Origin of the sequence: Hymenobacter sp. H14-R3, from assembly GCF_030063445.1 — a bacterium.
GTDB lineage: Bacteria > Bacteroidota > Bacteroidia > Cytophagales > Hymenobacteraceae > Hymenobacter.
Window position 1 is genome coordinate 168,494 of the sequence record NZ_JASITD010000003.1, and the last position, 25,680, is coordinate 194,173.

21 protein-coding genes are annotated in these 25,680 nt (G+C 62.9%); 8 read left to right on the forward strand and 13 right to left on the reverse strand.

Features of this window, described 5'->3' with window-relative positions:
• Positions 1-15: 15 nt before the first annotated feature.
• The gene (gene uvrA / locus QMK33_RS04450) at positions 16-3,138 is read right to left on the reverse strand and encodes an excinuclease ABC subunit UvrA (RefSeq protein WP_283563353.1); all 3,123 of its coding nucleotides are present in this window, start codon (positions 3,136-3,138) and stop codon (positions 16-18) included.
• Positions 3,139-3,337: 199 nt separating this feature from the next.
• Here uvrA and QMK33_RS04455 point away from each other — a divergent pair, with 199 nt between their 5' ends.
• The 4 genes from QMK33_RS04455 (at position 3,338) to QMK33_RS04470 (ending at position 6,094) form a co-directional block, all read left to right on the forward strand.
• Positions 3,338-3,736, forward strand: a complete 399-nt coding sequence (locus QMK33_RS04455; RefSeq protein WP_283563354.1) for a hypothetical protein — start codon at positions 3,338-3,340, stop codon at positions 3,734-3,736.
• A gap of 85 nt (positions 3,737-3,821) precedes the next feature.
• On the forward strand, positions 3,822-4,277 hold the full coding sequence (locus tag QMK33_RS04460; RefSeq protein ID WP_283563355.1) for a hypothetical protein: 456 nt from the start codon (positions 3,822-3,824) through the stop codon (positions 4,275-4,277).
• Between the two features lie 210 nt (positions 4,278-4,487).
• Positions 4,488-4,940, forward strand: a complete 453-nt coding sequence (locus QMK33_RS04465; protein ID WP_283563356.1) for a hypothetical protein — start codon at positions 4,488-4,490, stop codon at positions 4,938-4,940.
• A gap of 194 nt (positions 4,941-5,134) precedes the next feature.
• Positions 5,135-6,094 carry a hypothetical protein gene (locus QMK33_RS04470; protein ID WP_283563357.1) on the forward strand — a complete coding sequence of 320 codons (960 nt, stop codon included), beginning with the start codon at positions 5,135-5,137 and terminating at the stop codon, positions 6,092-6,094.
• Between the two features lie 88 nt (positions 6,095-6,182).
• Here QMK33_RS04470 and QMK33_RS04475 read toward each other — a convergent pair whose 3' ends face one another.
• The 4 genes from QMK33_RS04475 to QMK33_RS04490 form a co-directional block, all read right to left on the reverse strand.
• Complete coding sequence (locus QMK33_RS04475) at positions 6,183-7,808, reverse strand: FAD-dependent oxidoreductase (protein ID WP_283563358.1); 1,626 nt, start codon at positions 7,806-7,808, stop codon at positions 6,183-6,185.
• A gap of 267 nt (positions 7,809-8,075) precedes the next feature.
• Positions 8,076-9,797 carry an LIC_10190 family membrane protein gene (locus tag QMK33_RS04480; RefSeq protein WP_283563359.1) on the reverse strand — a complete coding sequence of 574 codons (1,722 nt, stop codon included), beginning with the start codon at positions 9,795-9,797 and terminating at the stop codon, positions 8,076-8,078.
• A 51-nt stretch (positions 9,798-9,848) separates the two neighbouring features.
• Positions 9,849-11,264, reverse strand: coding sequence for an asparagine--tRNA ligase (gene asnS / locus QMK33_RS04485; RefSeq protein ID WP_283563360.1), 1,416 nt, complete (start codon positions 11,262-11,264; stop codon positions 9,849-9,851).
• A 40-nt stretch (positions 11,265-11,304) separates the two neighbouring features.
• The gene (locus QMK33_RS04490; protein ID WP_283563361.1) at positions 11,305-12,417 is read right to left on the reverse strand and encodes a hypothetical protein; all 1,113 of its coding nucleotides are present in this window, start codon (positions 12,415-12,417) and stop codon (positions 11,305-11,307) included.
• 293 nt (positions 12,418-12,710) lie between these two features.
• Here QMK33_RS04490 and rpoN point away from each other — a divergent pair, with 293 nt between their 5' ends.
• Both rpoN and QMK33_RS04500 read left to right on the forward strand, forming a co-directional pair.
• Positions 12,711-14,333, forward strand: a complete 1,623-nt coding sequence (rpoN, locus tag QMK33_RS04495) for an RNA polymerase factor sigma-54 (RefSeq protein WP_283563362.1) — start codon at positions 12,711-12,713, stop codon at positions 14,331-14,333.
• Between the two features lie 74 nt (positions 14,334-14,407).
• Positions 14,408-15,064, forward strand: coding sequence for an NAD-dependent epimerase/dehydratase family protein (locus tag QMK33_RS04500; protein ID WP_283563363.1), 657 nt, complete (start codon positions 14,408-14,410; stop codon positions 15,062-15,064).
• On the opposite strand, the gene QMK33_RS04505 is transcribed toward QMK33_RS04500, so the two are convergent.
• Positions 15,061-16,614 carry a tetratricopeptide repeat protein gene (locus QMK33_RS04505; RefSeq protein ID WP_283563364.1) on the reverse strand — a complete coding sequence of 518 codons (1,554 nt, stop codon included), beginning with the start codon at positions 16,612-16,614 and terminating at the stop codon, positions 15,061-15,063. The two genes, QMK33_RS04500 and QMK33_RS04505, sit on opposite strands and share 4 nt — an antisense overlap.
• 122 nt (positions 16,615-16,736) lie before the next feature.
• On the opposite strand from QMK33_RS04505, the gene QMK33_RS04510 reads away from it, so the two are divergent.
• The gene (locus QMK33_RS04510) at positions 16,737-16,997 is read left to right on the forward strand and encodes a CsbD family protein (RefSeq protein WP_283563365.1); all 261 of its coding nucleotides are present in this window, start codon (positions 16,737-16,739) and stop codon (positions 16,995-16,997) included.
• Positions 16,998-17,170: 173 nt separating this feature from the next.
• On the opposite strand, the gene QMK33_RS04515 is transcribed toward QMK33_RS04510, so the two are convergent.
• Positions 17,171-18,082, reverse strand: a complete 912-nt coding sequence (locus QMK33_RS04515; RefSeq protein WP_283563366.1) for a histone deacetylase family protein — start codon at positions 18,080-18,082, stop codon at positions 17,171-17,173.
• Positions 18,083-18,316: 234 nt separating this feature from the next.
• Between QMK33_RS04515 and QMK33_RS04520 the strand changes: the two genes are divergently transcribed.
• The gene (locus tag QMK33_RS04520; protein ID WP_283563367.1) at positions 18,317-18,517 is read left to right on the forward strand and encodes a hypothetical protein; all 201 of its coding nucleotides are present in this window, start codon (positions 18,317-18,319) and stop codon (positions 18,515-18,517) included.
• 22 nt (positions 18,518-18,539) lie between these two features.
• Here QMK33_RS04520 and QMK33_RS04525 read toward each other — a convergent pair whose 3' ends face one another.
• The 6 genes from QMK33_RS04525 to glmS form a co-directional block, all read right to left on the reverse strand.
• Positions 18,540-19,322, reverse strand: a complete 783-nt coding sequence (locus tag QMK33_RS04525; protein ID WP_283563368.1) for a TIGR00266 family protein — start codon at positions 19,320-19,322, stop codon at positions 18,540-18,542.
• Positions 19,323-19,462: 140 nt separating this feature from the next.
• Entirely contained in the window at positions 19,463-19,876 is a 414-nt protein-coding gene (locus QMK33_RS04530; protein WP_283563369.1) for a hypothetical protein, read from the reverse strand.
• Positions 19,877-19,982: 106 nt separating this feature from the next.
• On the reverse strand, positions 19,983-21,530 hold the full coding sequence (gene gltX, locus QMK33_RS04535) for a glutamate--tRNA ligase (RefSeq protein ID WP_283563370.1): 1,548 nt from the start codon (positions 21,528-21,530) through the stop codon (positions 19,983-19,985).
• 102 nt (positions 21,531-21,632) lie between these two features.
• Positions 21,633-22,016: a RidA family protein gene (locus tag QMK33_RS04540; protein ID WP_283563371.1), complete on the reverse strand. Its 384-nt coding sequence runs from the start codon at positions 22,014-22,016 to the stop codon at positions 21,633-21,635.
• Positions 22,017-22,067: 51 nt separating this feature from the next.
• Positions 22,068-23,498, reverse strand: coding sequence for a DUF6056 family protein (locus tag QMK33_RS04545; protein ID WP_283563372.1), 1,431 nt, complete (start codon positions 23,496-23,498; stop codon positions 22,068-22,070).
• Between the two features lie 163 nt (positions 23,499-23,661).
• Positions 23,662-25,497, reverse strand: coding sequence for a glutamine--fructose-6-phosphate transaminase (isomerizing) (glmS, locus tag QMK33_RS04550; RefSeq protein WP_283563373.1), 1,836 nt, complete (start codon positions 25,495-25,497; stop codon positions 23,662-23,664).
• Between the last annotated feature and the right edge of the window lie 183 nt (positions 25,498-25,680).

Here is a 25,680-nt window from a genome sequence, read left to right on the forward strand (position 1 = left end):
AAAAAGAACTGTGCGCTAGGCATATACGCTCGTCTTCAACTCCTCAGCCAAAAAGCGTGAGGTGTGGCCCTTGCCGCTCTTGGCCACCTGCTCGGGCGTGCCCTGAGCCACAATGGCGCCGCCGCCCGCGCCACCTTCTGGGCCAATGTCGATGACGTGGTCGGCCACCTTGATTAGGTCGAGGTTGTGCTCGATGATGAGGACGGTGTTGCCCTTGTCGGCGAGCTTGTGGAGCACGTCGGCGAGGTGGCGAATGTCCTCGAAGTGCAGACCGGTGGTGGGCTCATCGAGAATGTAGAAGGTCTTGCCGGTGTCCTTTTTGCTCAACTCGGTGGCGAGTTTCACGCGCTGGGCTTCGCCGCCCGAGAGCGTGGTGGCCTGCTGGCCCAGCGTGAGGTACCCTAAGCCCACATCGGCCAACGTCTTGATTTTGCGCAGGATACGGGGCTGAAACTCGAAGAACTCCGTAGCCTTTTCCACCGTCATGTCGAGGATGTCGGTGATGGACTTGCCCTTGAAACGCACTTCCAGGGTTTCGCGGTTGTAGCGGCGGCCTTTGCAGGTTTCGCAGGGCACGTGCACATCGGGCAGGAAATTCATTTCGATGGTGCGGATGCCCGCGCCTTCGCAGGTTTCGCAGCGCCCACCCTTCACGTTGAACGAGAAGCGGCCGGGGCCGTAACCGCGGATTTTGGCCTCCGCCATCTCGGCAAACAGCTGCCGGATTTCGGTGAACACGCCCGTGTAAGTAGCTGGGTTAGAGCGCGGTGTGCGGCCAATGGGCGACTGGTCCACCTCAATCACTTTGTCAATCAGCTCCAGGCCGTCGAGGCTGCCGTAGGCCAGCGGCTCGCGGTGAGCGTTGAAAAAGTGCTGGTTCAGAATCGGGTACAGCGTGTCGTGGATGAGCGACGACTTGCCCGAGCCCGACACGCCCGTGACGGCGATGAGCTTGCCCAGCGGAAACTTAGCCGTTACGTTCTTAAGGTTGTGGCCCTTGGCGCCTTTCAGCACCAGCTCGGCGCCCTCGCCTACCCGCTTCTTTTTGCGCAGCTCAATGTTGCGCTTGCCGCTGAGGTAATCGGAGGTGAGCGAGCCCGAGTTGAAAATAGCTTCGGGCGTGCCCTCGGCCACGATGTGGCCGCCGTGGATGCCCGCGCCGGGGCCAATGTCGAGCACGTGGTCGGCGTGCATAATCATGTCCTTGTCGTGCTCCACCACAATCACCGAGTTACCGATGTCGCGCAGGTGCTGCAAAGCCTTGATTAGCCGCTCGTTATCGCGTTGGTGCAGGCCAATGCTCGGCTCGTCCATGATGTAGAGCACGCCCACGAGCTGGGTGCCAATCTGGGTGGCGAGGCGGATGCGCTGGCTTTCGCCGCCGCTCAGCGTGCGCACCGAGCGGTGCAGGCTGAGGTAGTCGAGGCCTACTTCGAGCAGGAAGCCGATGCGCTTGCGAATTTCCTTGAGCAGCTCGCGGGCAATGAGGTTCTGGCGGTCGCTCAGGCGCTCCTCCACGTCCACAAACCACGTCGATAACTCGTTGATATCCATCACCGATAGCTCGCCAATGTGCTTGTCGGCCAACTTGAAGTGCAGGCTCTCTTTCTTGAGGCGGTAGCCATCGCACACGGGGCAGGTCTGGGCCTGGGTGTACTGCTGAATCCACTCGCGGATGTTGTCGGACTCCGACTCCATCTGCCGGCGCAGGAAGGGAATAATGCCCTCAAACGGCTCCGTATAGACGGCTTTCGCGTCGTCGGCCTCGTCCTGGGTAATGCCGTGGAGCAGGCGCTTGAGCAGGTCGGGGTCCATCTTCTCAATGCTGGTATTGAGGCTGGCCTTGTGCTTTTTGAGGATGAGCTGGAGCTGCTGAAAAATCCAGATGTCGCGGTACTCACCCAGCGGCGCAATGGCCCCGCGGCTGATGCTCAGCTTGGGGTCGGGAATCACGGTTTCCTCCGTAATCTGCTGCACCTCGCCCATGCCGGCGCAGTGCGGGCACGCGCCGTAGGGCGAGTTGAAACTGAACGTGTTAGGCGCCGGGTCGTCGTAGGCGATGCCGGTTTCGGGGTCCATGAGGAAGCGCGAGAAGAACTGCGGCGCGGCCTTCTTGGCGTCGGGGTCGAGCACCAGCATGGTGCCCTTGCCGTGGGTCATGGCGTTCTGCACCGAGCCCGACAGGCGGAACCGGTCCTCCTCCTTCACCACGAGCCGGTCAATCACGATTTCAATGTCGTGGATTTTGTAGCGGTCCACCTGCATCTTGGGCGTGATGTCGAGCAGCTCGCCATCGACGCGCACCTTGGTGAAACCCAGCTTCGCAATCTTCTGAAAATCTTCGCGGTAGTGGCCCTTGCGGCCCTTCACCACGGGCGCCAGCACGATGAGCTTTTTGCCATCGTACTGCCGAAGGATGTAGTTGATAATCTGGTCGTCCGACTGCCGAATCATCTTCTTGCCCGTGGCGTAGCTAAACGCCTCGGCAGTACGCGCATACAGCAGGCGTAGGAAGTCGTATATCTCGGTAATGGTGCCTACCGTGGAGCGCGGGTTGCGCGAGGTCGTTTTCTGCTCAATGGAAATTACCGGCGACAAGCCCTCGATTTTATCGACATTCGGCCGCTCCAGCCCGCCCATGAAGGAGCGCGCGTAGGCCGAAAACGTCTCCATGTAGCGCCGCTGCCCCTCGGCGTAAATGGTATCAAAGGCCAGGCTCGACTTACCCGAGCCCGATATCCCGGTGAAAACCACCAATTTACCACGCGGAATGCGCACGCTCACGTTTTTGAGATTGTGCTCGCGGGCACCGTATACCTCAATGTAGGGCGCTTCGGCAGCCGCGCCCAGGAGTGGGGCCTGGTGCGCGGGGCCGGGGGCTGGGACGCGGGGCGGCAGCGTTTCGGGCGTGTCGTGCGCGGCGGCCACAGCCAGGCCGGCGGGCGCAGGCTGGCTGCCCACGGGTAGGTTGTGGCGCAGGTCGGGCCCCTGCTGCTCAGCCATTTCAAGTAGCTCGGCTTCGGTAGCGGCGGTCAGGATTGTGGCCGCGGGGGCGGCGGGCTTCGCGGCTTTTTTAGGAGCAGCTTGGGATTTTTTCGGAGCGGGAGCCACGGGAGCGGTAGCCGTTTTTTTAGCCATGCGGGCAAAGAGGAAGAACGAGCAAAGGTACGGGAATGGCCGGCCAGGGGTGGCGAAAAATCGAAGATTTCTGGCTACCAGTGGCGGTGGGCCGACCGACAGCAACAAGCTGAGCCCCCGATTGGTGCGCGGTGGCGCAATTTCTCTTTCTTTGCCGGGCCGTGCACCTCGGCGGCACTCTCTCTAAACCCTCCTTGCCATGCGTTTGCTTTTACGCCCCTTTTTGCGCCGGCTGGTGCTGAGCGCCGGGCTGGTGCTGGGCACCCAGGCGGCCTTTGCCCAGGCCAGCGCGGCGCGCCCCCGCGGCGGCTACGATTTTCTAACTATTACGATTATCAAATCGCCCTACAAAACGGATTGCCGCATGTTGGTGACGCCGGCCTTCCAGGGCGTGAGCGAAGTAAAGCTGGAAGAAGAATATACCATAACCAGCGACCGCTACCGCGAAAACCTGCACCACAACACCTTGCTGCTCAACCAGGCGCTAAGCGAATTGTCCGCGGCCGGCTGGGAGCTGGTCGAAACCCACGCCGTCCTGGAAGGCGTATCCCCCGCGCCCGTTGTCACGCGCTACCTGCTGCGCAAAGCCAAAAGCTGAGCCGCCGCGCATGGGCGCTCCCGCTCCCTGGTACCTGGCACCGTCCTTGCAACAAGAGCACACACCTACCTAACTCTCTCCTTTCATGAATTTCCTCCAAAAAACCGCCGTCCTCGGCCTGCTGAGCGCCCTGGACCTGGCCGCCGCGCCCGCCCAGGCCCAGGTTAATATCAACATCAACACGGGCCCGCCCGTGGTAGTGGGCGCGCCCGCCAACGCCCAGTACTACTACATTCCGGAGGCCAATGCCTACTACGACGTGCCCGCCCGCCGCTACCTGGTGAAGCGCGATGGCCGCTGGAACCGCTACGAGCGCCTGGAAGGCTACGACGTGCGCAATTTTCACCCGCAGTACATCGAGTACCGCGGCGCCGAGCCCTGGACCTACGACCGCAAGGGCCACCCCCACGGCCTGCCCCCCGGCCAGGCCAAGAAGCTGTATCGTGGTGACTATGACCATGACCATGACCATGATGACCACGGCAAGGGCCACAAAGAAAAGGGCCATAAGGACAAAGGCCACGGCAAGGACAAGCACTAACCAATTTACTGCAAGCCACTTGCATAAAAAGCGCTCTCCAGAGCGCTTTTTTTTGGCCCAAAAGCCAGGCGTCCGGGCTGGTCGATGAAGTACGTCTTTTGGTCTGCATAAGCGGGTTGTTCAACGAGGGCGGGTATTTGGGGCACCTGCTTTGCATGGTTAGGGTATCCTGTTCAACACCTTTTCCCAACCCTTTTTCAACGCACTGCCATGAAATTTCGCACCCACGTTCTCGCCTTTGTTTGCGGTGCTTTCGCGGCGCTGGCCGCCCCGGCCGCCCACGCCCAGGTAAGCCTCAACGCGCAGTTTGGCCACCCCACCTGGGGCCCGGCCGCTCCAGCCGGCGCACAGTATTACTACGTACCCGAAATTGATGGCTACTACGACCTGGCCGCCCGCAATTACCTCGTGCAGCGCAACGGCCGCTGGACGCCCATAGCCAGCATGCAGGGCTACAACCCCAGCAGCTTTCACCCGGTAGTGGTAGCCTACCGCGGCCGCCAGCCCTGGGCGCAGTACAATGACCACCACGCCCGCTACTACCGCCGCCCGGTAGCGATGCCGGTGCGCCGCCCGGTGGCGATGCAGCAACCCGGCCGCCGCCCGGTTATCGTGCAAAAAGTGAATCGCCGCGGCCAGCTCGTTACGCGCACCGTGCGCTAGGTAACCGCCGCGGGACCCTGGAGCCTCGCCCGGTGGGCGAGGCTTTTTTGGGGTAGTTCCGGCCGGGCGGGTAGTGGCCGGCGTAGTTGCCCTGTCTACCGAAGCAACGCGCCTGGTGGCGGCACGGCCCAAAACCCGGCACCTTACTTGCAGTTAGTCAGCCGCGTAGTCTTCCTTCTTTTTCCCTCCTTATCATGAACTTCCGCCTTCGTTATCTTGCTTTCGCGCTGGGCACTGGCCTGGCTTTTGCCGCCCCCATTGCTGCGCAGGCGCAAGTGAGCGTAGGCATTAACATTGGCACACCGCCGTGGGGCCCGCCCGTGCAGCAGGGCACGCAGTACTACTACATTCCGGAGATTGACGGGTACTACGACATCTACAACGGCACGTACATCGTGTTCGATGGCGTCCAGTGGATTTCGGTGCCTTACCTCGACGGCTACGACCCTTACTATTTTCACCCGCAACCGGTTAGCTACATTGGGGCGCAGCCTTGGCTCTACATTGGCACCTACCGCCAGCGCTACCCGCAGTACGTAACCGTGTACCGCGGCGGGGGCTACGGCGGCGGCGGGGGCTACGGCGGCGGCGGCCGCTACAACGGCCACGAGTACGGCGCGGGCCGAGTGTATGGCTACGACCGCGGCGGCTATGGCAACCGCGGCAACGTGGGCAACCGGCCCTACAACCGCGATGGCTACGGCGGCCGGGGTGGCATCTACGGCGGCCAGCCCAACCGCGGCGGTGGCTTTGGCGGCGACCACGATGGCCGTGGCGGCGACCGTGATGGCCGCGGCGGAGACCGTGATAGCCGCGGCGGCGACCACGATGGCCGCGGCGGCTTTGGCGGGGGTAACCCTGGCGGGGGCCAGCCCAACCGCGGGGGCACCGGGGGCAGCAACCCCGGCGGGGGCAACCCTGGGCGCGGTGGCTTTGGCGGCGGCCAGCCCGGCGGCGGGGGTAGCCCTGGGGGCGGCATGCAGCCCGCGCCGAGCCGCGGCGGCTTTGGTGGCCAGCCGGGTGGCGGCGGCCAGCCCAACCGCAGCACTTTTGGTGGGCAGCCCAGCGGCGGGCAACCTGGCGGGGGCGACCAACGCGGCGGCGGCCAGCCCGGCGGAGACAACCCTGGCGGCGGTGGCCGAGGCAGACGCTAGAGCCTTGATAATCAAGCAAAAAAGGGGGGCGACACCGAATAGGTATCGTCCCCCTTTTTTGCTTGCCCGAGCGCAAACGCAGGCTGAGTTAGCGCAGGGCGGCCCAGTCCGTTTTGTCGTGCACGTCGGCGGGGGCGGGTAGCTTGCCCAGGCCCAGCAGCTCGGTAATGTAAATCATGTCGGTATCGCGGCCCATGCCGGCGGCGGCCACTATGCGGCCGTCCAGCACGTAGAGCGCCAGGAAATCCTGCTGGGCTACGTCGCCGTGGCAGGTGATTTCGTCCCACTTTTCGGCGTGGCCGGCGTAGCGCAGGCTTTTGCCATACTGCTGCGTCCAGAAGAAGGGCGCAGCCGTGAATTTCTGCTGCTGGCCCAGCATATTGCGGGCCGCCGCCTGGCCGTGCTGCTGAGCCACGCGCCAGTGCTCGATGCGCGTAGGCTGCCCGGTGGCCGCCAGTGGGAAGCGGGCAATGTCGCCAGCCGCGTACACATTGGCCGCGGCTTGCAGGTACTCATCTACGGCCAGGCCACCGTCTTTCTCCAGGGTGAAGGCTTCTTTCAGGAAATCAGTAGCTGGGCGCACGCCCACGCCGAGTATCACCACGTCGGCCGGCACCAGCTTGCCCGATTTAAGCTCCACGCCCACCGCATGGCCGCGCTCGCCAAGTATGGAGGTTGCCTCGGCCTCCGTTTCGAACTGCACGCCTTTTTCCTCGTGCAGCTTTTGGAACATCGCCCCGATTTCGGGCCCCAGCACCCGCACAAAGGGCACTTTTTCCTGGGCAATTACCGTCACGGCCCGGCCCTCGGCAATGAGGCTGCTGGCCGCCTCCATGCCAATGAAGCTACTGCCAATGATGACCACCTGCTGCGCGTTTTTGGTGGCGGCCAGCAGCGCGTCGGCGTCGGCCTTGGTGCGCAAGGGCAGCACGCCGGCCAGGTTGTGGCCGGGCAGCTTGGGCAGCAGGTTGGGCGTGCTGCCGGGGGCCAGCAGCAGCTGGTCGTAGTGCAACGGCGGCTGGCCGCCCGCCAGCTGCAGCTCCTGCTTGGCGAGGTCGAGGCCCGTAGCGCGGCTGTTGGGCCGCCATTCTATCTGCTGCGCTTCATAAAAATCTCTTTTGCGCAGTGGCAGCGTGGCTGGCGCGGCCTTGCCCGCCAGGTAGGCTTTGCTGAGCTTGGTGCGGTCGTAGGGCACGTCGGCCTCGGCCGATACCAGCACTACGCGGCCCGCAAAACCCTCGCGGCGCAGCGCCTGGGCCGCAAACTCGCCGGCTGCGCCGCCGCCCACCAGCACGAAGGTGCGGGTATCGGCGGCCGGGGCGGGGGCGGGGGGCGGCGTGCCCCCCAGCTCGGCCGTGGGCGTGGCCTCGGGCTTGTCGGTGCTGGCGGGTGGGTTGGCAGGCACCTGCACCCAAATGCGGCCCTCGGCCTCGCGCACGGGGTAGGTGGGCAGGTCGTCGAGGGCGGGCGGCTCACACAAGGTGCCATCGGCCACCCGAAAACAGGCGTGGTGCCAGGGGCAGATAATTTTGCCATTCAGCAGCTTACCTTTTTCCAGAGGCGCGCCGTAGTGCGGGCAGTTGGGCGCAAACGCGTGCACCTGCCCCTGGTGGCGGGCCAGCAGTACCGCAGGGCCACCGTCGGGCGTGGAAAAGGTTTTCAGGCCGCCTTCGGGCAGGCTGGCAGAGTCGGTGAGGTTGATTTCGGGGCGCATGGGCTGGGTAAGTGAGGGGCTACCTCGTGCAACGCACAGCCGGCCCGCCGGGTTGGCATAGCTTGCCCAGGGCGCTGGCCCGGCCGCCGGGTTCCTGGCCATAGTTTTGAAGCTACTGGTGGAAAAAAAAGGTTGAAGCTGGCTTACCCGAAGAGCAGCACACGCACCAGTGCGCGGTAGCCGCCTATAGCTCGCTACGGTCATAACCCCCACTGGTGCGCCAGCTATCACGGCTGGAAGTACCAGCCTTTTTTCCTGATGACGCTTTTATCTCCCGGCCGCTGCTGACAACGTGCGAAAACCCTCCCCAAGCGTAGCGCCGCGCAGCCGCAGGCCGGGCTGCCACGCCTCGGCGCACGGCAGCGGGCAGTTGCCGCAACGCCCGGTGGTGGCGGGCGCAACGCGCAACGGGTAAGGCCCCAGCCGGGCCACTACCTGCACCGCCACGGGCGGGTAATCGGCTGGCCAAATGAGCGTTGCGCTCAGCGCACCCGGCCGGGCCAGCTCGTGGCGCAGGCCATTACCCCCGTACACCAGGCCCAGGCCAAGTAGCACCCACCCGCTAAGCCGACCCCAGCGCGCCAGCGGCGCGCGCAGCACCAGCAATGGCCCTAGCACGGCCGCCCCAATAAGGTAGGCATAGGCAAAGCGCAGCGCCGGAGCCGCTACAAACCAGCCGCCGCCGCCCAGCAGCAACAGGCCGTAGAGCTGCACCTCAGCCCGGCGCAGCTGGTGGCGCAGGGCCGCGGGCCGGCGCAGGGCCAGCCACAGCAACCAGCCCAGCACCAGCGCCGCCCCCGCCAGCCCAAGCACCAGCAGCCGTTTATCGGCGGGCTCCTGCTGGGCCCACCACGGCGGCAGCCATTGGCGCAGCGGCTGCCCGGCGGCCAGCGACCAATCAGCCAGGGGCCGCCGGGCAAAGAGCCGGATTTCGGCCAGGTCGGCCAAGCGCTGGGCTTCGGGCACCAGCCAATCAGGCCCCGGCGACCACCCCACCAGGGGATAAGCTAAGTAACCCGACAGCAGCACGTTGCGCCCCAGCCAGGGCAGCAGCACTACCGTCACTACGCCCCCCACCACGGCCAGCCCGCGCCCCCAGGCCCGGCGCGGCAGCCGCAGCAGGGCCGCGGCGGGCCACAGCAGCAGCAGCCCCGCCGAGGGCTTAAACGTGAGGGCCGTAGCCGTGAGCAGTGCCAGCCAGGCCAAGCCGCCAAGGGCGAAGCGAGGCGTTTCGAGCAGCGCGCCCAGCAGCAGCAGGCCCCACACGGCCACCGTGCTATCGGGCAGCGGCGACGAAATCCAGGGCCGCAGGGCCATGAGCAGCAGCAGCAGCGTGCCCAGGTAAAACCAGCTCAGCCAGGGCTGCCCACCCGGCCGGGCGTGGCCCGCCGCCCGCCGCACGTGGTGCAGCACCAGCAGCAGGCAACCCAAGCTGTTGAATACCTGCTGAAAAGCCGGCCCGCGCCCGGCCGCCGGGCTAAAAAACGCCGTGAGCAAGTGCGCGTGCGAATTAAAAGCCAACCGCCCCTGCAAGTTGCCCAGCCCCGGCACCACCGGGTAGTGGTGCAGCCATTGCACAAACTGCGCGTGATACAGCGCCGCATCGGGGAAAACGGGCGGCTGGGCCGCGTGCACCAGCACCAGCGCTACCAGCACGGCCGCCAGCGCGCCCGCCCCTACCCCGGCCTGCCGCCACGCGTGGGCATAGCTCCGCAGCAATTGGTGCAGCTGCCCGCGGCCCGCCACCAGGCAGCCAACCGCCAGCACACTCAGGCCCACCTGTAGGCCCAGGGCTACGGGCAGGCTAAAACTGAGCCCGGCCACGAGCCAGGCCAGCGCGGCCAGCCCGGTCAGGCCCAGTAGCTCGGGGCTGGTGGTCAATACGGTGGGTAGCGGGCCCGCCAGCCGGCGCAGGGCTGCCGCCAGCCCCAGCCCGAGGCCGAGCGACACGCCCAGCGCCCAGCCCCAAAACAGCAGTATCAGCAGCATATTTCAGTGGGGCTAGCGCGCCGCCCGGCGTTGGCCGGGCCGCGGCGCGGCCTAAAACTCGGCGTTCTTGGGGAAGCGCGGGAAAGGAATCACGTCGCGGATGTTGGTCATGCCCGTCACAAACAGCACCAGGCGCTCGAAACCCAGGCCAAAGCCCGCGTGCGGCGCGGTGCCGAAGCGGCGCGTATCGAGGTACCACCACAGCTCGTCTTCGGGCACGTGCATCTCGGCCATGCGGGTTTGCAGCTTCACCAGGTCTTCCTCGCGCTGCGAGCCGCCGATGATTTCGCCGATGCCGGGAAAGAGCACGTCCATGGCCCGCACGGTACGCCCGTCATCGTCCAGCTTCATGTAGAAAGCCTTGATTTCCTTGGGGTAGTTGGTGAGGATAACCGGCTTCTTGAAGTGCTTCTCCACGAGGTAGCGCTCGTGCTCGCTCTGCAAATCGGTGCCCCAGTCCACGGGAAACTCGAATTTCTTCTTGGCCGACTTCAAAATCTCCACCGCCTCGGTGTAGGTGAGGCGCTGAAACTCGTTGGTGGTCACAAAGTTGAGGCGCTCCAGCAGCTCCTTATCGTAGGTGTCGTTGAGAAATTGCAGGTCCTCGGCGCAGTGCGCCAGGGCGTAGCGCACCAGGCTTTGGAGGAAATCCTCGGCCAGGTCCATGTTGTCGGTGAGGTCGTTGAAGGCCACTTCGGGCTCAATCATCCAGAACTCGGCCAGGTGGCGGGCGGTGTTCGAGTTTTCGGCCCGGAAGGTGGGCCCGAAGGTGTACACGCTACCCAGCGCCATGGCCGCCAGCTCGCCTTCGAGCTGCCCGCTCACGGTGAGGTTGGTTTGCTTGCCGAAGAAATCCTCCGCGTAGTCTACCGCGCCGTCGGCGGTGCGGGGCGGGTGCTCGGGCGGCAGGGTAGTGACGCGAAACATCTGGCCCGCACCCTCGGCATCGGAGCCCGTGATGATGGGCGTGTGCACGTAGTAAAAGCCGTGGTCGTTGAAATACTGGTGAATGGCAAACGCCAGCGCGTGCCGGATGCGCAGCACCGCCCCAAACGTGTTGGTGCGGGGGCGCAGGTGGGCAATTTCGCGCAGGTGCTCCAGCGAGATTCCTTTCTGGTCGTTGCCTTTCTTTTGCAGCGGGTAGGTTTCGTCGGCCGTGCCGAGCACCGTTATCTCAGTAGCCTGAATCTCAACGGCTTGCCCTTTGCCCTGGCTGGCTACCAGCTGGCCGCGCACGGCGATGCACGAGCCCGTAGTAATTTCCTTCAGGCTCTCCTCCGGGAAACCCTCGGCAGCAGCCACTACTTGCAGCGTAGCGAGGCACGAGCCGTCGTTGAGGGCAATAAACTGCACGTACTTGTTGCCGCGGCGGGTGCGTACCCAGGCCTTCACCAGCACTTCGCGGTTGAGGTCGGTACTTTTGAGCAGGTCTTGGATGCGGGTGCGGCGGAGCTGGTCGGCAGGCATAAAGAGGGATTAAGGAGTGGGGCAAAGGTAGGTTCCAAGGTCAGTGTACCTCAAACACGCTGGCCCCGCCCCCCGAAAACACCCAGATGAAGCGCCCGGCCCGGTCAAAGCTCAGCCACTTCAGCATCTCCCCTTTGTCTTGCGGCAGGCCGGTGGTAAAGGCTTTTTGCCGGAAGCCCAGCCGGGCTACCTCGCCCGTAGCAAAGCAGTAGAAGTAGAGCCCGCCCTGCGCGGCGGGCAAGTACTGGTTCCAGCCCGCCAGCGTGCCATCGGCCGTTAGCCGCACGCTGGCCCAGTGCGTGGGCACGTGTTGCAGCAGGGCGGTGGCCGTGGCCGAGCGCGGCTCCACGGCCAGCAGGGCCAGCCCCCGCCCCGTACCAGCCCCGCCCATGCGGGCCGAGTAGTAGCCGCCAAACGTGGCTACCTGTAGCTGCCCCGCCGCGTAGCGCAGCGCCAGTAGCTGCGGCGCGTCTATCAGGTCGCCCAGGCTGGCTGGCAGTTGTTGCTCGGCGCGCAGCGCGGCGCTTAGGGTAAGCGGCTGGGCCGGCGCTACCTGGTAGAAGGCGGCGGGCGGTGGTTGGGGGTGGCTATCGGCCTTCAGCGCGTGCCGCAGAGTTCGGAAAAAAGCGGGTGGCAGCGGCCCGGCGGTCGGCCGCAGGCGCAGCAGCCCTAAAAACAACTTCCGGCCCCAGAACTGGCCGTGCTCGTAGGCCACGGCCAGCTCGTTGGTATCGGGTAGCCAGCAGGCCGCGCCTGGGCAGCCGGCGCGGCCGGTGAAGCGGGCGGGCAGCACCTGGGGCTGCTGGTCGGGGCCCAGCACGTCGAGCACCCGCGGCACGGGCTGGCTCAGGGTATCGAACAGCAGCACCTGGTCAAGAAACACTACGCCAAAGCCCTGCTCGTAAGCGAATAATGCGCCGCCGCCGTAGGTGCGCTCCTCAAAGGTGTCGCCCGCCTGCTGCCACTGCTGGTAACGGGCCGAAAGCGGGCGCAGGTCCTGCCCCGGCCCAGTGGGGCCGTCGAGCGAGAGCCGCCACAGCTGCCGGTCGTGGGTGAGGGCTACGGCGGCCTGGCCTTCGTGCAGGGCCAGGCACTGGCGGGTGAAGCCGTAGGGTCTCGGAGTAGGAAAGTCGCGGTACTTGCTGAATTTCATCGTGCTGCCCAAAGGCGGAGGCGCAAAATAAGCCGCGCCGGCGCGCCTGGCCCCCAGCCAGTGGCACTGGCGGCAAACCGGCCGTAGTCCGCCACCCAGCGGCCCCGCCAGGAAGCTGCGCCGGGGCCGAGAGTTAACCTCACCCGTGCATTGGGAGTATGAGACTACGGTAGCCAGGGCCAGCCGCGCCGTAGCTTGCCGGGCCGGAGCCGCCGCCGCCCGCGCCGGTTCGCGGCGCGCCGGGTTCCTACGGGCTGCTGCCCCACCCTACTGTCTTCTATTCTAGCTCCCTTATGCAACGCCTCGACCTCAAGCAGATGCTCTCGCAGCGCCTCTCGCCCCAGCAGATTCAGTTTATCAAGCTGCTGCAAATTCCTACGGCCGAGTTGGAGACCCGCATCAAGGAGGAAATGGAGGTGAACCCCGCCCTCGAAGAAGGCGACAGCGAGGACGCCGACGACCGCGACGACAACTCGGAGGAGGCCCCCGAGGCCGATGACCCCAACGACTCGCTCGACAACGACGAGAACACCCTGGACGAGGATTTTGCCCCCGCCGGGCAGGACGCCCCCGAGCCCGCCGAGGAGAGCTTCAACACCGACGACTACGCCGACGAGCGCCCCGAGCCCGCCGCCGAGCCCGAGGCCCTGGGCATCGACAACGACAACCACGAAATCGACATCAGCGATTACGTAAACGACGATGAGATAGCGGGTTACAAAATGCAGGGCGACGGCCCCGGCGACGAGGAGGAGCGCGAAATGCCCCTGGCCGACAACAGCGGTTCGCTGCAAGACTCGCTGCTCGACCAGCTGCACTTTGCCCAGCTCGACGAGCGCCAGCAGGCCATTGGTGAGCAGCTGGTGGGCTCCATTGACGGCGACGGCTACATCCGCCGCGACCTGGCCGCCATTGCCAACGACCTGGCCTTCAGCCAGAACCTGGAGGTGAGCGAGGACGAGATTGAGGCCGTGCTGCGCGTGGTGCAGCAGTTTGACCCGCCCGGCATTGCCGCCCGCGACCTGCCCGAGTGCCTGCTCTTGCAGCTGGAGCGCCGCCACCAGGACGAGGACACCCTCAACGCCGAGCGCATTCTCACCGAAACGTTTGACGAGTTTACCAAGAAGCACTACCAGCGCATTCAGCAAAAGCTTGATTTAGAAGACGATGAGCTGAAAGACGCGGTGGCCGTTATTCTGCGCCTGAACCCCAAGCCAGGCGGCAACGGCCCCGTAAACGCGGGCCGCGGCAGCGGCGGCGGGGCCCAGTACCTCATGCCCGACTTCATCCTCACCAACGACAACGGCGAGCTGAACCTGACCCTGAACGCCCGCAACGCCCCCGAGCTGCGCGTGAGCCGCGACTACCGCGAAATGCTCCAGACCTATGACAAGGCCGCCAAAAAGGACCAGAAAATGAAGGAGGCCGTGAGCTTCGTGAAGCAAAAGCTCGACTCGGCCAAATGGTTTATCGACGCCATCCGGCAGCGCCAGAACACGCTGCTGCGCACCATGTCGTCCATTGTGGAGCTGCAACGCGAGTTCTTCATGACCGGCGACGATTCGAAGCTGCGGCCCATGATTCTCAAGGACATCGCCCAGCAAATCAGCATGGATATCTCGACCGTGAGCCGCGTGGCCAACTCCAAATCGGTGCAAACCGAGCACGGCATCTACCCCCTCAAGTTCTTCTTTTCGGAGGGCATCGCCACCGATTCGGGCGAGGACGCCAGCAGCCGCGAGGTCAAAAGCATCCTGCGCGACCTCATCGGCAGCGAGAAAAAAGACCACCCCCTCAGCGACGATAAGCTGGAGAAAATGCTGAATGCCCGCGGTTACAACATTGCCCGCCGCACGGTGGCCAAGTACCGCGAGCAGCTTAATATTCCGGTGGCCCGGCTGCGCAAGGAGCTGTAAATCAAATTTATTCCTTAAAACAGAACCCGCTCTTCACCGTCTGGCTGGAGGGCGGGTTTTTCGCTTAATTACTTATGAGTCAACGAATCATTATCACCGGCGCCACCGGCATGGTGGGCGAAGGTGTGCTGCTCACCCTGCTGCAACAGCCTGGGGTGGAGCAGGTACTCAGCATCAGCCGTAGCCCCAGCGGGCACGCGCACCCCAAGCTGCGCGAGCTGCTGGTGCCCGATTTTTTTGAGTTGGGCGCCGTTGAAGGCGAGCTGGCGGGCTACACGGCGTGCTTTTTTTGCGCGGGCGTGTCGTCGGTGGGCAAGAAGGAGTCCGAGTACACGCACCTCACGTACGACCTGGCGCTCCACTTTGCCCGCGCGCTGGTGCGGCAGTCGCCAGCGGCCACGTTCTGCTACATTTCGGGGGCGGGCACTGGCGGGCGGGCCATGTGGGCGCGGGTGAAGCGCCGCACCGAAACCGACCTGCTGGCCCTACCCTTCGGGGCGGCGTTTATGCTGCGGCCGGGCTTTCTAAAGCCCGTGGCGGGCCAGCAGCACGTGCTGCCGATGTATCGCTGGGTTGGCTGGCTGCTTCCGCTGGCGCGGCGGCTGGGCTTCGGCTCCACCCTACGTGAGCTGGGCCTGGCCATGCTGCACGCGGCCCAGGGCGGGACCGGCAAGCCGGTGCTGGAGGTGAAAGACATTGTGCAGCTGGCCAGGCAGTTACCTGCTTCCTAGCCCTCGGCCAGCCGCAGCAGCACCTCGTAATAGGGCCGGCCCAGCACCCGCGCCCGCAGCCAGGCAAAAAAGCTAAGTACTTGTAAATCTTCTTGTTGGGTTGACAGGAAAGCCGGCATCGTGGCCACCCGATTAGCAAAGGCCGAGGTGGTGGCCACGGCGGGGTCGTCGATGATTTCGTGCACCAGGGCCAGGTAGTGCAGCACCGCGCGGTAGGGGCCGCCGGCGTGGGCGGCGGGGGTATCGGGCGTGGCCTCGGCGGCCGGAAACTGCTCGTGCAGCCGCCGCTCAATAACCCGCAGCCGGCCTAGGGCCAGCTCGGGGTTGCCCAGCTCTATTTGAATGAGTAGCTCGCCAATGTTGTGGTTCAGCAGCCATTCGAGGCCTTGGTGCTGCTCCAGCCAGTGGTCGGTGCGGTCGAGGCTGATGAGGGTTTGGTTGGCCTGGGCAAACTTGCCTTGGGCGAAATAATGGAAGCTGATTTGTAGGCGCGCCGTGAGCTGGTCGGCGGGCGGCAGCGCGGGCCGGGCTTTCAGTACTTCCTCCAACAGACTGATACTATCGCGGTTACGATTCAGGAACGCGTAGTTGGCGGCCAGCAAAAACGTAAGGCGCGGCCCCATTTCGGCAAACTGCCGGCCCGGCGCGGCGGCCAGCACGGCCCGCGCCTGCTCCAGGTACGCCACCGACTCGGCAAAGCGCCGGGCGCGGTACAGCGCGTGGGCCAGCATGTAGAGCAGCCGCAGCTGGTAGCCGCGCTGGGCGGGCGCAAAGCCGTGGCGGCGCGCCATGAGCCCGTAGCAGCGCTCCACAAAGGGCGCAAACGTGGCAAAGTCGCCGCGGGCCAGCATGGCGTGGCGCGCAATGCTCAGCAGACGGCACAGCAGCGAGGGCGAGCGGGCAAAGGCCTCCTGCAAGTCGTACTCAACCAGGATGTTGCGCAGCAGCTCATCGACGGGCACGGTGCCGCGGCCGTGCACGCGAGCCTGGCGCAGGCGCTGCCGCAGCAGGGCATCGGCAATGCCGGCGCGCTCCTCCTCGTCGGCGGCTTTTTTGTTGCGGTGGCGGCGCTCAATTATCGCCTCCAGCGGCTCGGCGTGGGGCGAGTGGGCGTACTGAATCTGCACGTTGTACACGGCGTTCAGGGGCTCGTACTGCTCGTTGTCGAGGGCCAGCTTTTCGGCCTTGCGCAGCATCGTCCAGGCCAGGCGCGGCACGCCGGCCCCAAACAGGTACTGGGCCAGCGTGAGGTGGCCGCGCACGGGGGTGGCGGCCGTGGCATCGTGCTGGCGCTGGCGCAGCAACAAAAAATCGGTGAGCTGGCGCAGCAGCCGCTTACGCAACGCGTAGTAAGCCACGGGGTTAGGCTCGTCGGGGTAGAGCTTTTTGATGAGCACTTCCGAGTCGTATTCCTTGGGGTGCAGCAGCAGGGCCAGCAGGCGCACATCCTGGCGGCCAGCGGGGCGGCGGCGCTGCCACTGCATGTACTGGGCCAGGTCGCGGCGGTCGTCGGGGGCCAGGGTTTGCAGGGTCAGGCGCAGGTCGTCCATAGAGGGCAGGTCGGTTGGAAAGCCGAAAGTAAGCGGGCTGCACCTGAAACCGTAGCGGCCCCCAACCTGCGGCTTATTTCTGCCGTACAAGCTTCGCAACCCACCACTTTCTTTTCTCAATCATGGACGCTAATAACAACAACATCGACGACAGCACCGAGCTGAATACCCGTGGCAACTGGAACGAAGTAAAAGGTGCTGCCAAACAGAAGTGGGGCCAGCTCACCGACGACGACATGACCTACGACGAGGGCAAGCAGGACGAGTTCTTCGGTAACATCCAGAAAAAAACCGGCCACGCCATCGACGAAATTAAAGACTGGTTCTCGCAGACCTTCAGCGGCACCAGCAACGACCCCAACCGTCCGTCGAACCAGCATTAATTCAGCCTAATCGCTTTTTGAAAAAGCCTCGTTCCTATCTTGGAGCGAGGCTTTTTTTATTTAATGAGTGAATTGTGAAGGAGTGAGTTGTGAAGAAGTAGCTGTTTGGTTAATTCTGCCATTCGCCAACTCACTCCTTCACTCCTTCACCAACTCACCCCTTCACAATTATTTCAGTCCCAGAGGCTGGCGGCTACGCGGTAGGTGTTGGCGTGGGCCTCTACGATGTCGGCTATGCGCTCGGAGTAGCCGCCGCCCATGCACACGACCACGGGCAGGCCGCGGCGATGGCAGGCGGTGAGCACCAGCTCATCGCGGCGGCGGCAGCCGGCGCGGCTCAGGGCCAGGTGGCCAAGCTTGTCGGTAGCCAGCACATCGACGCCGCTGAGGTAGAACACAAAGTCGGGGCGCACCTGCTCGTCGAGCAGGCGGGGCAGCACGTCGGCCAGCTGGGCCAGATACTCGGCATCGCCGAGGCCGTCGGGCAGCGCCAGGTCGAGGTCCGATACCTCCTTTCGGCCCGGGAAGTTGCGCGCCCCGTGCATCGAAAACGTAAACACCCGCGGCTCGTGCTGAAAGAGGGCCGCCGTGCCGTTGCCCTGATGCACATCGAGGTCGATGATGAGAATCTGGCGCACCCGCGCCGGCTCATGGGCCAGCAGCCAGTTGGCCGCCACGGCTTGGTCGTTGAGCAGGCAAAAGCCCTCGGGGCGGCCCGCAAATGCGTGGTGCGTGCCCCCAGCAATGTTGAGGGCCACGCCGCCACCCGCCAGCACCCGCTGCGCGCAGCCGATGGTGCCGCCGAGCAGGGTCATTTCGCGGTCGGCCAGCGCAGGGCTCCATGGGAAGCCGCTGGCCCGCTCCTCCTGGCGCGTGAGCTGGCCGTGCAGCAGGCGGTGCACGTAGTTGGCTTCGTGGGTAAGCAGCACATCGGCCAGCGGCGGCGGGGTAGGCACGAAGAAATCGCTGGCCGTGGCGGTGCCTTCGTGCAGTAGCTGCTCGGGCAGCAACTCGTACTTGAGCATGGGAAAGCGGTGGCCGGGCGGCAGGGGCAGCAGGTAGTTGGGGGCAAACGCAATATTCATAGAGGAGGCCCACGCGGGAGCCGAAATGAAACTAAACGGGGAACCTAGGCACCGGCAGAAAGCGCAGTTAGCAACGAGCCGCGCAGGACAATTCGGCGACTTTAAACGGGTATTGAACGAGTGCTTAGCTTATTAGCTTGCTACGGGCAATCCAACTTGCAGGCACTGTCGTAGCTTTGCTATGATTCGTCAGTAAGTTGTAATTTTCCCGCCTCTTAATTTCTGTTGCTCAGCATGGCTTCTCCGCATCTCAGCGCTTCCCACCGCTCGTCATCGTCCCACCCCTATCGCCGCTCCTCCTTCAACGGGGCCAGGCAGCTGCAGGCTGCCGGTGCTTCTACGCGGCGTACGCTGGTGGTAGTGGGGTTGCTGGTGGCGGCGCTGGTCGTAACGCTGGGGGTGGTAGCCTACCACCTGGCCACTAGCCCGCAGTAGCAAGCCGGAAGACTAACGGCTACTATTCATCGAGCAGGCCGCCAAAAAGGCCGCCCAGCACGGTGCCGCTTTCTTTCTTGGCATTGCCGCCCCACGGGGCCAGGGCCTGAATAAGCTTCTTCACGGGCATCGACTGAATCCAGACGCGGCCGGTGCCGCGCAGGGTGGCCAGCATCAGGCCCTCGCCCCCAAATATCATCGACTTGAGGCCGCCCGCGCGCGCCACGCTAAAGTCAATACCCGGCTCAAACGCTACCACGCAGCCCGTATCCACGCGCAGCAGCTCGTTATTCAGGCGCTTTTCGATGATGGTGCCGCCGGCGTGCACAAAGGCCTTGCCGTCGCCGGTCAGCTTTTGCAGAATAAAGCCCTCGCCGCCAAATAAGCCGGCCCCGAATTTCTGATTGAAATGCACGCTGATTTGGGTGCCCCGGGCGGCGGCCAAAAAGCCATCTTTCTGCACAATGAGGCCTTGGGGCATGGTGCCCAAGTCAACAGGAATAATAGTGCCCGGATAAGGGGCCGAAAAAGCCACCCGGCTCTTGCCTGAGTTACCCCGGTGCGTAAAGTGCGTCAGAAACAAGCTCTCGCCGGTGATGAGCCGCGTGCCCGCCGAAAACAGCTTACCCAACAGGCCCTGGTCGGGGGAAGAGCCATCGCCCATCTTGGTTTCGAAGGCAATGTCTTCCTCCATGTATACCATGGCACCGGCCTCGGCAATCACGGTTTCCTGGGGGTCCAGTTCTATTTCGAGCACCTGGATGTCGGCGCCAATAATTCGGTAATCAACATCGTGCGAGCGCATGGCCAGGGAAATTTGGGTGGAGCACAAATGTAGCGTCCGCCCCAAATTACCGGCCCCAGTCGGCCCCGGGCCGCTCCCAGCTTGGCTGGGCCACCTAGCGCAGTAGCCATGTAGCCAACGTGTTGATTACCAAATTCTTACTATTCGGGTAGCTCTTGGCGGGTCTCGGCGGCCTCGTCGTCGTCGGTAGCGGCGGGCTTTTTGCGCTTGGCCTCGCGGCTGGTGCGCTTCATAAAGTCCTCGTCGGTTTCTTCTGGCTCTTCGGGCGGGCCATCGGTGGCGGGGAAGTTTTCTTCATCTTCGCGGGCCAGGCGGGCTTCTTCGGCAGCGGTGCGGGCCTGCGCTTCTTCGCCGAACTGCCCCTCGCGGTGCACTATTTTCTTGTCGCGCACGTGGCGGCCCAAAAACTGGTTTATCTGCTCGATGGAATAGTTGGAGGTGATTTCGCCCAGCGGGTTCACGCCGATTTCGAAGCCATCCAATTCTTTATGCACGCGGGCTTTCTTCTCAGGCTCGGCGGGCTTCTGCTTGGGTTTGGTGGGTTTCTTAGCCATTTCTCTTTCAAGAAGTCAGTAACGATGAGCAACTACGGGCCAACGCAAGAGGCCGCGTCGTAGTGCATACGGCGCGGCCTCGGGTTGGGGTTTGGTGGGCCGGGCGCTAGCTCAGGCGCTCGATGGCCATGCGCAGGCGCTTGGCTACCTCGCCAGTACCCAAGATGGCCAGCGTTTCGAACAGGTCGGGGCCGGCGGCTGCGCCAGTCACGGCTACGCGCAAGGCCTGCAATACCTGGCCCGGCTTCAGGCCCTGATCTTCTACCGTTTGGGTAAAAATCGCCTTCAGCACCTCCGCATTGCTGCTGGGCTCCGAGGTGGCGGGCAGGGCTTCGGCGTAGGCAGCCAGGGCGGCGCTCACCTGCGGGTTCCACTTCTTGCTGATAACCGCCGGGTCGTACTCGGTGGGGGCTTCGAAAAAATACCGGGCTTCCTGCCAGAAATCCTGCGGGAAGCTCACGCGCTCCTTCATCACGCCCACAATCTGTTCGGCCTTGGCTTGGTCGCAGGCAATGCCGTGCGCGGCCACGGCCGTGAGCAGGTAGGGCGCCAGCTCGGCATCGGACTTGGCGCGCAGGTAGTGCTCATTAAACCACTTCACCTTGGCCTGGTCAAATTTGGCGGGCGACTTGCTCACGCGGTCAATCGAAAAGGCCTGAATCAGCTCGTCCATCGAGAAGATTTCCTGCAACGTGCCGGGGTTCCAGCCCAAAAAGGCCAGAAAATTGATTAGCGCCTCGGGCAGGTAGCCTTCCTCGCGGTAGCCTTTGCTGAGGGTGGGCTCGCCGGTTTCGGCGTCGGTGCCGCGCCACTCGGTGGCAAAAACCGGGAAGCCCAGGCGGTCGCCATCGCGCTTGCTGAGCTTGCCCGTGCCATCAGGCTTGAGCAGCAGCGGCAAGTGGGCAAACTGCGGCATGGTCTTTTCCCAGCCCAGGTAGCGGTAGAGCAGCACGTGCAGCGGCGCGCTCGGCAGCCACTCTTCCCCCCTGATAACGTGGGAGATATCCATCAAATGGTCATCCACGATATTGGCCAGGTGGTAGGTCGGCATGCCGTCCGATTTCATCAGCACCTTGTCGTCGATGGCGCTCGAATGCACCACTACCCAGCCCCGAATCATGTCCTGAAAGCGCACTTCCTCCTTGCGCGGCACCTTGAGGCGAATCACGTAGGGCGTGTTGTTTTCGAGCAGCGCCTTCACCTCGTCCTCTGGTAGGGTGAGCGAGTTGCGCATTTGGGCACGGGTAATGCTGTTGTACTGTGGGTTGGGCACCTTGGCGGCTTGCAGGCGCTCGCGCATCACATCCAGCTCCTCGGGCGTGTCGAAGGCATAGTAGGCGTAGCCGTCGCGGATGAGCTGGTCGGCGTAGGCGCGGTACATGGGCTTGCGCTCGCTCTGGCGGTAGGGCGCGTGGGGGCCGCCCTTCCAGGGGCTTTCGTCCAACTCAATACCCACCCATTCGAGGCTTTCGCGGATGTAATCCTCAGCACCGGGCACAAACCGATTTTGGTCGGTGTCCTCGATGCGCAGTATCATGGTGCCGCCCAACTTACGGGCCAGCAAGTAGTTATAAAGCGCCGTACGAACGCCGCCAATGTGCAGCGGCCCCGTGGGCGAAGGTGCAAAGCGCACCCGAACAGGTCGGTCAGTCATAGTAGGTGCGGTAAGCTTTAGCTTGCCGTAAAGAATATGCAAAGGTAACTTCCGGCCCACGGGAAAAGCCGTTCGACGGCAAGCCAAAGCTTACCGCACTACCTACCCTACCGCGATACAGGAAATTTCCACCTCCACATCGCGCGGCAGGCGGGCTACCTCCACCGTTTCGCGAGCCGGGGCGGTGGCCTCGTCAAAGTAAGTACCGTATATCTGATTGATAATGGCAAAGTTACCTAAGTCTTTTACGAAGATGGAGCACTTCACCACGTCCGTTAGCTGCAAGCCGCCAGCCTTCAACACGGCCGTCAGGTTTTGGAGTACTTGGTGCGTTTGGGCGGCTACGTCGCCTTCGCCCACGAGCTGCCCGGCGGCGCTCAGCGGGATTTGGCCCGAAACGTAAAGCGTATTACCGGCCTTGATGGCCTGTGAGTAGGGGCCGATGGGCGCGGGCGCCTGGTCGGTGAGGATAACTTGGTGGGGCATGAGAAAAGAAGGCTCTAATTGTGAATAGAATGCTGTTTGTCAACAATTTGCTTATGGCAACAGATAGGCATAAGCAGCTTTGCGGTGAAAGAACTGGGCGTATGCCCTGTTTCCCCACAGGGCCGGATTACAGGAAATATCCGAGTAAAATATGGTAACCGGATGCACGGGTAGGTCGGGCAAACGCACGCTGTCTTGCTGAGTAGTACGCATTATACGATAGCGAGTCAACTGCGCCGCATGGTAGCGGGCGGCATCGCCCCCGAGCCAGTCACGGTAAGCCTGCACCACGGTATTGGGTGCCCGGCCGATGCCAGCATGCACCAGGTTCTGGTTGTGGTCAGTGAAGAAAAGGCAACTGAGCAACAGTGCTCCACCCACATAAAGCCCTGGGCCTGCCGGATACCGCAGTTGCGCACTTGGGCCATGATGCTTTATGGCTGCGCATACGCTCAAAAACCAGCAGAGCAAAAAGTAAAAATAAAGAAGGTTTTTAACCCGCAAAGCCGGGCCAATACCTTGCGCAGCATAGCAAAACCACGTAGTGCCGAATAGCCCCGCCCCTAGCAGGAGCGGCCACAGCCAGCTAGGCCCAGCAACCAGCCGGTTGAGTAAGCTGCGGCCAGGGTAGCGGGCCGTAGCCTGGATTATGGGTAGTAGTAGTAAGGTGAGGGCAAGCAGCAGCGCATTGCCAACCCAATTGAGGAGCAGGTAGCCCGTGCTTAACGCGGCCAATACCGCGGCATTTCCCACCTGAATGATACTCGGCCGGATACCCAGACGATGAAAATTTCCGGGTGCGGCGAGCGTGAGCAGGCAGCCAACCGCAATGGCGGCCCCTGCCCAATGCGCCTCTCGGCGGAATGGCCGTAGCGTAGGCATTGCCCATACCGCACTGCCCACCAATAGCAAAAGCAAAGCCATCACCTCGGAAAAACCAGCAATGAAAAACCCTATTAGCCCACCAAGCAACCACCAGCCACCCCACTGCGGCCCGGCTGGGGCTGCATAAAAAGTAGCTAATAGAATCAATAACCAGCAGCTCATAATGAGTGGGGTTAAGTAAGCTACTGCGCCTGTCAACCAGAAAATGCCTTCGGCGGGCCATGGAAAGGCACTTAGCCCCGTAACGAGAACCACGCTTCCCGCCAACAGCCGGCCGGTTGGCAGGCCCGGCACCAGTACTACAACCGCCGCAAATAAGCTACTGACAAAGAGGCTTATAAAGCCAAAAATTAGGTAAGGGTACCAAGCTGGATGCGCATCGAACAACTGATGAATGGCACTGAACAAGGAAGCCGAGTATCGACCCGACCAATTCACATAAGTACCCCAAGTATAGCTGAAGATATCGGTGGCGCGCAAAGCAGTGCCGATAGCGTAGTCGTCCAGCGCGGCATGGCTGTAGAAAGCCAGCCCCAGAAAAGGCAATACGCAGCCTAAAGCAGCCAAAAATGAAAACAGGGCAGCTGGTCGTGGCATAGCGCAATAACGCAACGATAAAAGCACTTAGCAACGCTGGTATAACGTACTAATCAATATATTACAAAAACAAAAGTCATGCCGAGGCTGTCTAAACAGCCTCGGCATGACTTTCTATCACTTAGCGCAACTATCTGATAAACAGAAGCAAGTCGACTTATACTTACTCCACCGTCACCGACTTGGCGAGGTTGCGGGGCTGGTCTACGTTGCAGCCGCGCAGCACGGCAATGTGGTAGCTCAGGAGCTGCAGCGGAATCACCGACACCAGCGGCATCAGGACCTCCGAGGTGGCGGGCACTTCAATCACGAACTCGGCCATGGCCGGGATGGTAGTGTCGCCTTCCGTTACCACGGCGATGATGCGGCCTTTGCGGGCTTTCACCTCCTGAATGTTGCTTACCACCTTCTCATACGAACTGTCTTTGGTAGCGATAACTACCACCGGCATATTCTCGTCGATGAGGGCGATGGGGCCGTGCTTCATCTCGGCGGCGGGGTACCCCTCAGCGTGGATATAGCTGATTTCCTTGAGCTTAAGCGCGCCTTCCAGGGCTACCGGAAAGTTGTAGCCGCGGCCCAGGTATAGGAAGTTAGGCACATCCTTAAACGTTTCGGCAATCAGCTGGATTTCGGCGTCTAGCTTCAACGCTTTCTCCACCTTGGCGGGAATGTTGTGCAGTTCAGTCGTCAGCTCGCGCAGGCGGGTGTCTGAGAGCGTGCCCTTGCGCTGGCCGATGCACATGGCCAGCAGCGTGAGCACCGTTACCTGGGCCGTGAAGGCCTTGGTAGAAGCTACGCCAATTTCGGGGCCGGCGTGGGTGTAGGCGCCGGCGTCGGTGGCGCGGGCAATGCTGCTACCCACCACGTTGCAGATGCCGAAAATGGTGGCACCCTTGCTCTTAGCCAACTCCAGGGCAGCCAGCGTGTCGGCCGTTTCACCGCTCTGCGAGATGGCGATTACGATATCGCGTTCCGAGATAACCGGGTTACGGTAGCGGAACTCCGAAGCGTACTCCACCTCCACCGGAATGCGCGCCAGGTCCTCAATGAGATACTCGGCTACCAGGCCGGCGTGCCACGACGTGCCGCAGGCCACGATGATAATGCGCTGGGCATTCACAAACTTCTGCTCGTAGGCCCGGAAGCCCGCCATGTTGAGGTGGCTACCACCCAGCTCCAGGCGCCCGCGCATGGAATCGAGGATAGAGCGCGGCTGCTCAAAAATCTCCTTGAGCATAAAGTGCTCGTAGCCACCCTTTTCGATACTATCAAGCTCCAGCTCCAGGCGCTGAATGTAGGGCGTCTGCACCACGTCTTCGCGCGAGCGGATGGCCATCTGCCCGTCCTTGATAACGACCAGTTCGTAGTCGTTTACATAGACTACCTCATTGGTGTACTCAATGATGGGCGTGGCATCGGAAGCCACAAAAAACTCGCCTTCACCAATGCCGATAACCAGCGGCGAGCCCTTGCGGGCCGCGATGAGCTGGTTGGGGGCATCCTTGCTCAGCACCACAATGGCGTAAGCACCAACTACTTCGTGCAGCGCCAGGCGCACGGCTTCTTCCAGCGTGCAGTTATTATTTGTCTGGATATCCTCGATGAGGTTGACGAACACCTCCGTATCGGTATCGGAGTGGAACGTGTGGCCCTGCTGTTCGAGGTGGGTTTTCAGCGCCGCGTAGTTCTCGATGATGCCGTTATGAATGATGGCAATCCGCTCGGAGGTTGAGTAATGCGGGTGAGCATTCACGTCGTTGGGCTCACCGTGGGTAGCCCAGCGGGTGTGGCCCATGCCCACGGTGGCGTGAGTATCCTTATCGGTCAGGAATTTCTCCAGCTCGGCTACTTTGCCCTTTTTCTTATAGACGCTCAGCTCACCGTTGAGCAGGGCTACGCCGGCCGAGTCGTAGCCCCGGTATTCGAGGCGATGCAGTCCTTTAAGGATAATGGGGCAGGCCTCACGATGGCCGAGATATGCAACGATACCGCACATGTGCAGAAAGAGTAAAAGTAAATTTTAAGATAACTAGTAAACCCGTAGAAGCGGGGCGTGGGGCTCTAGCAATTTTATAGCCAAACCGTCGCGCTCACCGCTAAGCGCTTGTAAAACAGCACCGGCCGCTAGCTTCGCCCAAAGCGAGACCAGCGGCCGGTACGGGACTCGCAAAGTTAAGAA

Excerpts from the sequence above, each read along its gene's own strand:
- QMK33_RS04470 (WP_283563357.1), top strand. The coding sequence starts at position 5,135 with ATGAACTTCCGCCTTCGTTATCTTGCTTTCGCGCTGGGCACTGGCCTG.
- QMK33_RS04505 (WP_283563364.1), bottom strand. The coding sequence starts at position 16,614 with ATGGACGACCTGCGCCTGACCCTGCAAACCCTGGCCCCCGACGACCGC.
- QMK33_RS04475 (WP_283563358.1), bottom strand. The coding sequence starts at position 7,808 with ATGCGCCCCGAAATCAACCTCACCGACTCTGCCAGCCTGCCCGAAGGC.
- QMK33_RS04520 (WP_283563367.1), top strand. The coding sequence starts at position 18,317 with ATGGCTTCTCCGCATCTCAGCGCTTCCCACCGCTCGTCATCGTCCCAC.
- QMK33_RS04545 (WP_283563372.1), bottom strand. The coding sequence starts at position 23,498 with ATGCCACGACCAGCTGCCCTGTTTTCATTTTTGGCTGCTTTAGGCTGC.
- QMK33_RS04500 (WP_283563363.1), top strand. The coding sequence starts at position 14,408 with ATGAGTCAACGAATCATTATCACCGGCGCCACCGGCATGGTGGGCGAA.
- QMK33_RS04515 (WP_283563366.1), bottom strand. The coding sequence starts at position 18,082 with ATGAATATTGCGTTTGCCCCCAACTACCTGCTGCCCCTGCCGCCCGGC.
- QMK33_RS04480 (WP_283563359.1), bottom strand. The coding sequence starts at position 9,797 with ATGCTGCTGATACTGCTGTTTTGGGGCTGGGCGCTGGGCGTGTCGCTC.
- QMK33_RS04490 (WP_283563361.1), bottom strand. The coding sequence starts at position 12,417 with ATGAAATTCAGCAAGTACCGCGACTTTCCTACTCCGAGACCCTACGGC.
- QMK33_RS04455 (WP_283563354.1), top strand. The coding sequence starts at position 3,338 with ATGCGTTTGCTTTTACGCCCCTTTTTGCGCCGGCTGGTGCTGAGCGCC.
- QMK33_RS04530 (WP_283563369.1), bottom strand. The coding sequence starts at position 19,876 with ATGGCTAAGAAACCCACCAAACCCAAGCAGAAGCCCGCCGAGCCTGAG.
- glmS (WP_283563373.1), bottom strand. The coding sequence starts at position 25,497 with ATGTGCGGTATCGTTGCATATCTCGGCCATCGTGAGGCCTGCCCCATT.
- rpoN (WP_283563362.1), top strand. The coding sequence starts at position 12,711 with ATGCAACGCCTCGACCTCAAGCAGATGCTCTCGCAGCGCCTCTCGCCC.
- QMK33_RS04465 (WP_283563356.1), top strand. The coding sequence starts at position 4,488 with ATGAAATTTCGCACCCACGTTCTCGCCTTTGTTTGCGGTGCTTTCGCG.
- QMK33_RS04460 (WP_283563355.1), top strand. The coding sequence starts at position 3,822 with ATGAATTTCCTCCAAAAAACCGCCGTCCTCGGCCTGCTGAGCGCCCTG.
- uvrA (WP_283563353.1), bottom strand. The coding sequence starts at position 3,138 with ATGGCTAAAAAAACGGCTACCGCTCCCGTGGCTCCCGCTCCGAAAAAA.
- QMK33_RS04510 (WP_283563365.1), top strand. The coding sequence starts at position 16,737 with ATGGACGCTAATAACAACAACATCGACGACAGCACCGAGCTGAATACC.
- asnS (WP_283563360.1), bottom strand. The coding sequence starts at position 11,264 with ATGCCTGCCGACCAGCTCCGCCGCACCCGCATCCAAGACCTGCTCAAA.
- QMK33_RS04525 (WP_283563368.1), bottom strand. The coding sequence starts at position 19,322 with ATGCGCTCGCACGATGTTGATTACCGAATTATTGGCGCCGACATCCAG.
- QMK33_RS04540 (WP_283563371.1), bottom strand. The coding sequence starts at position 22,016 with ATGCCCCACCAAGTTATCCTCACCGACCAGGCGCCCGCGCCCATCGGC.
- gltX (WP_283563370.1), bottom strand. The coding sequence starts at position 21,530 with ATGACTGACCGACCTGTTCGGGTGCGCTTTGCACCTTCGCCCACGGGG.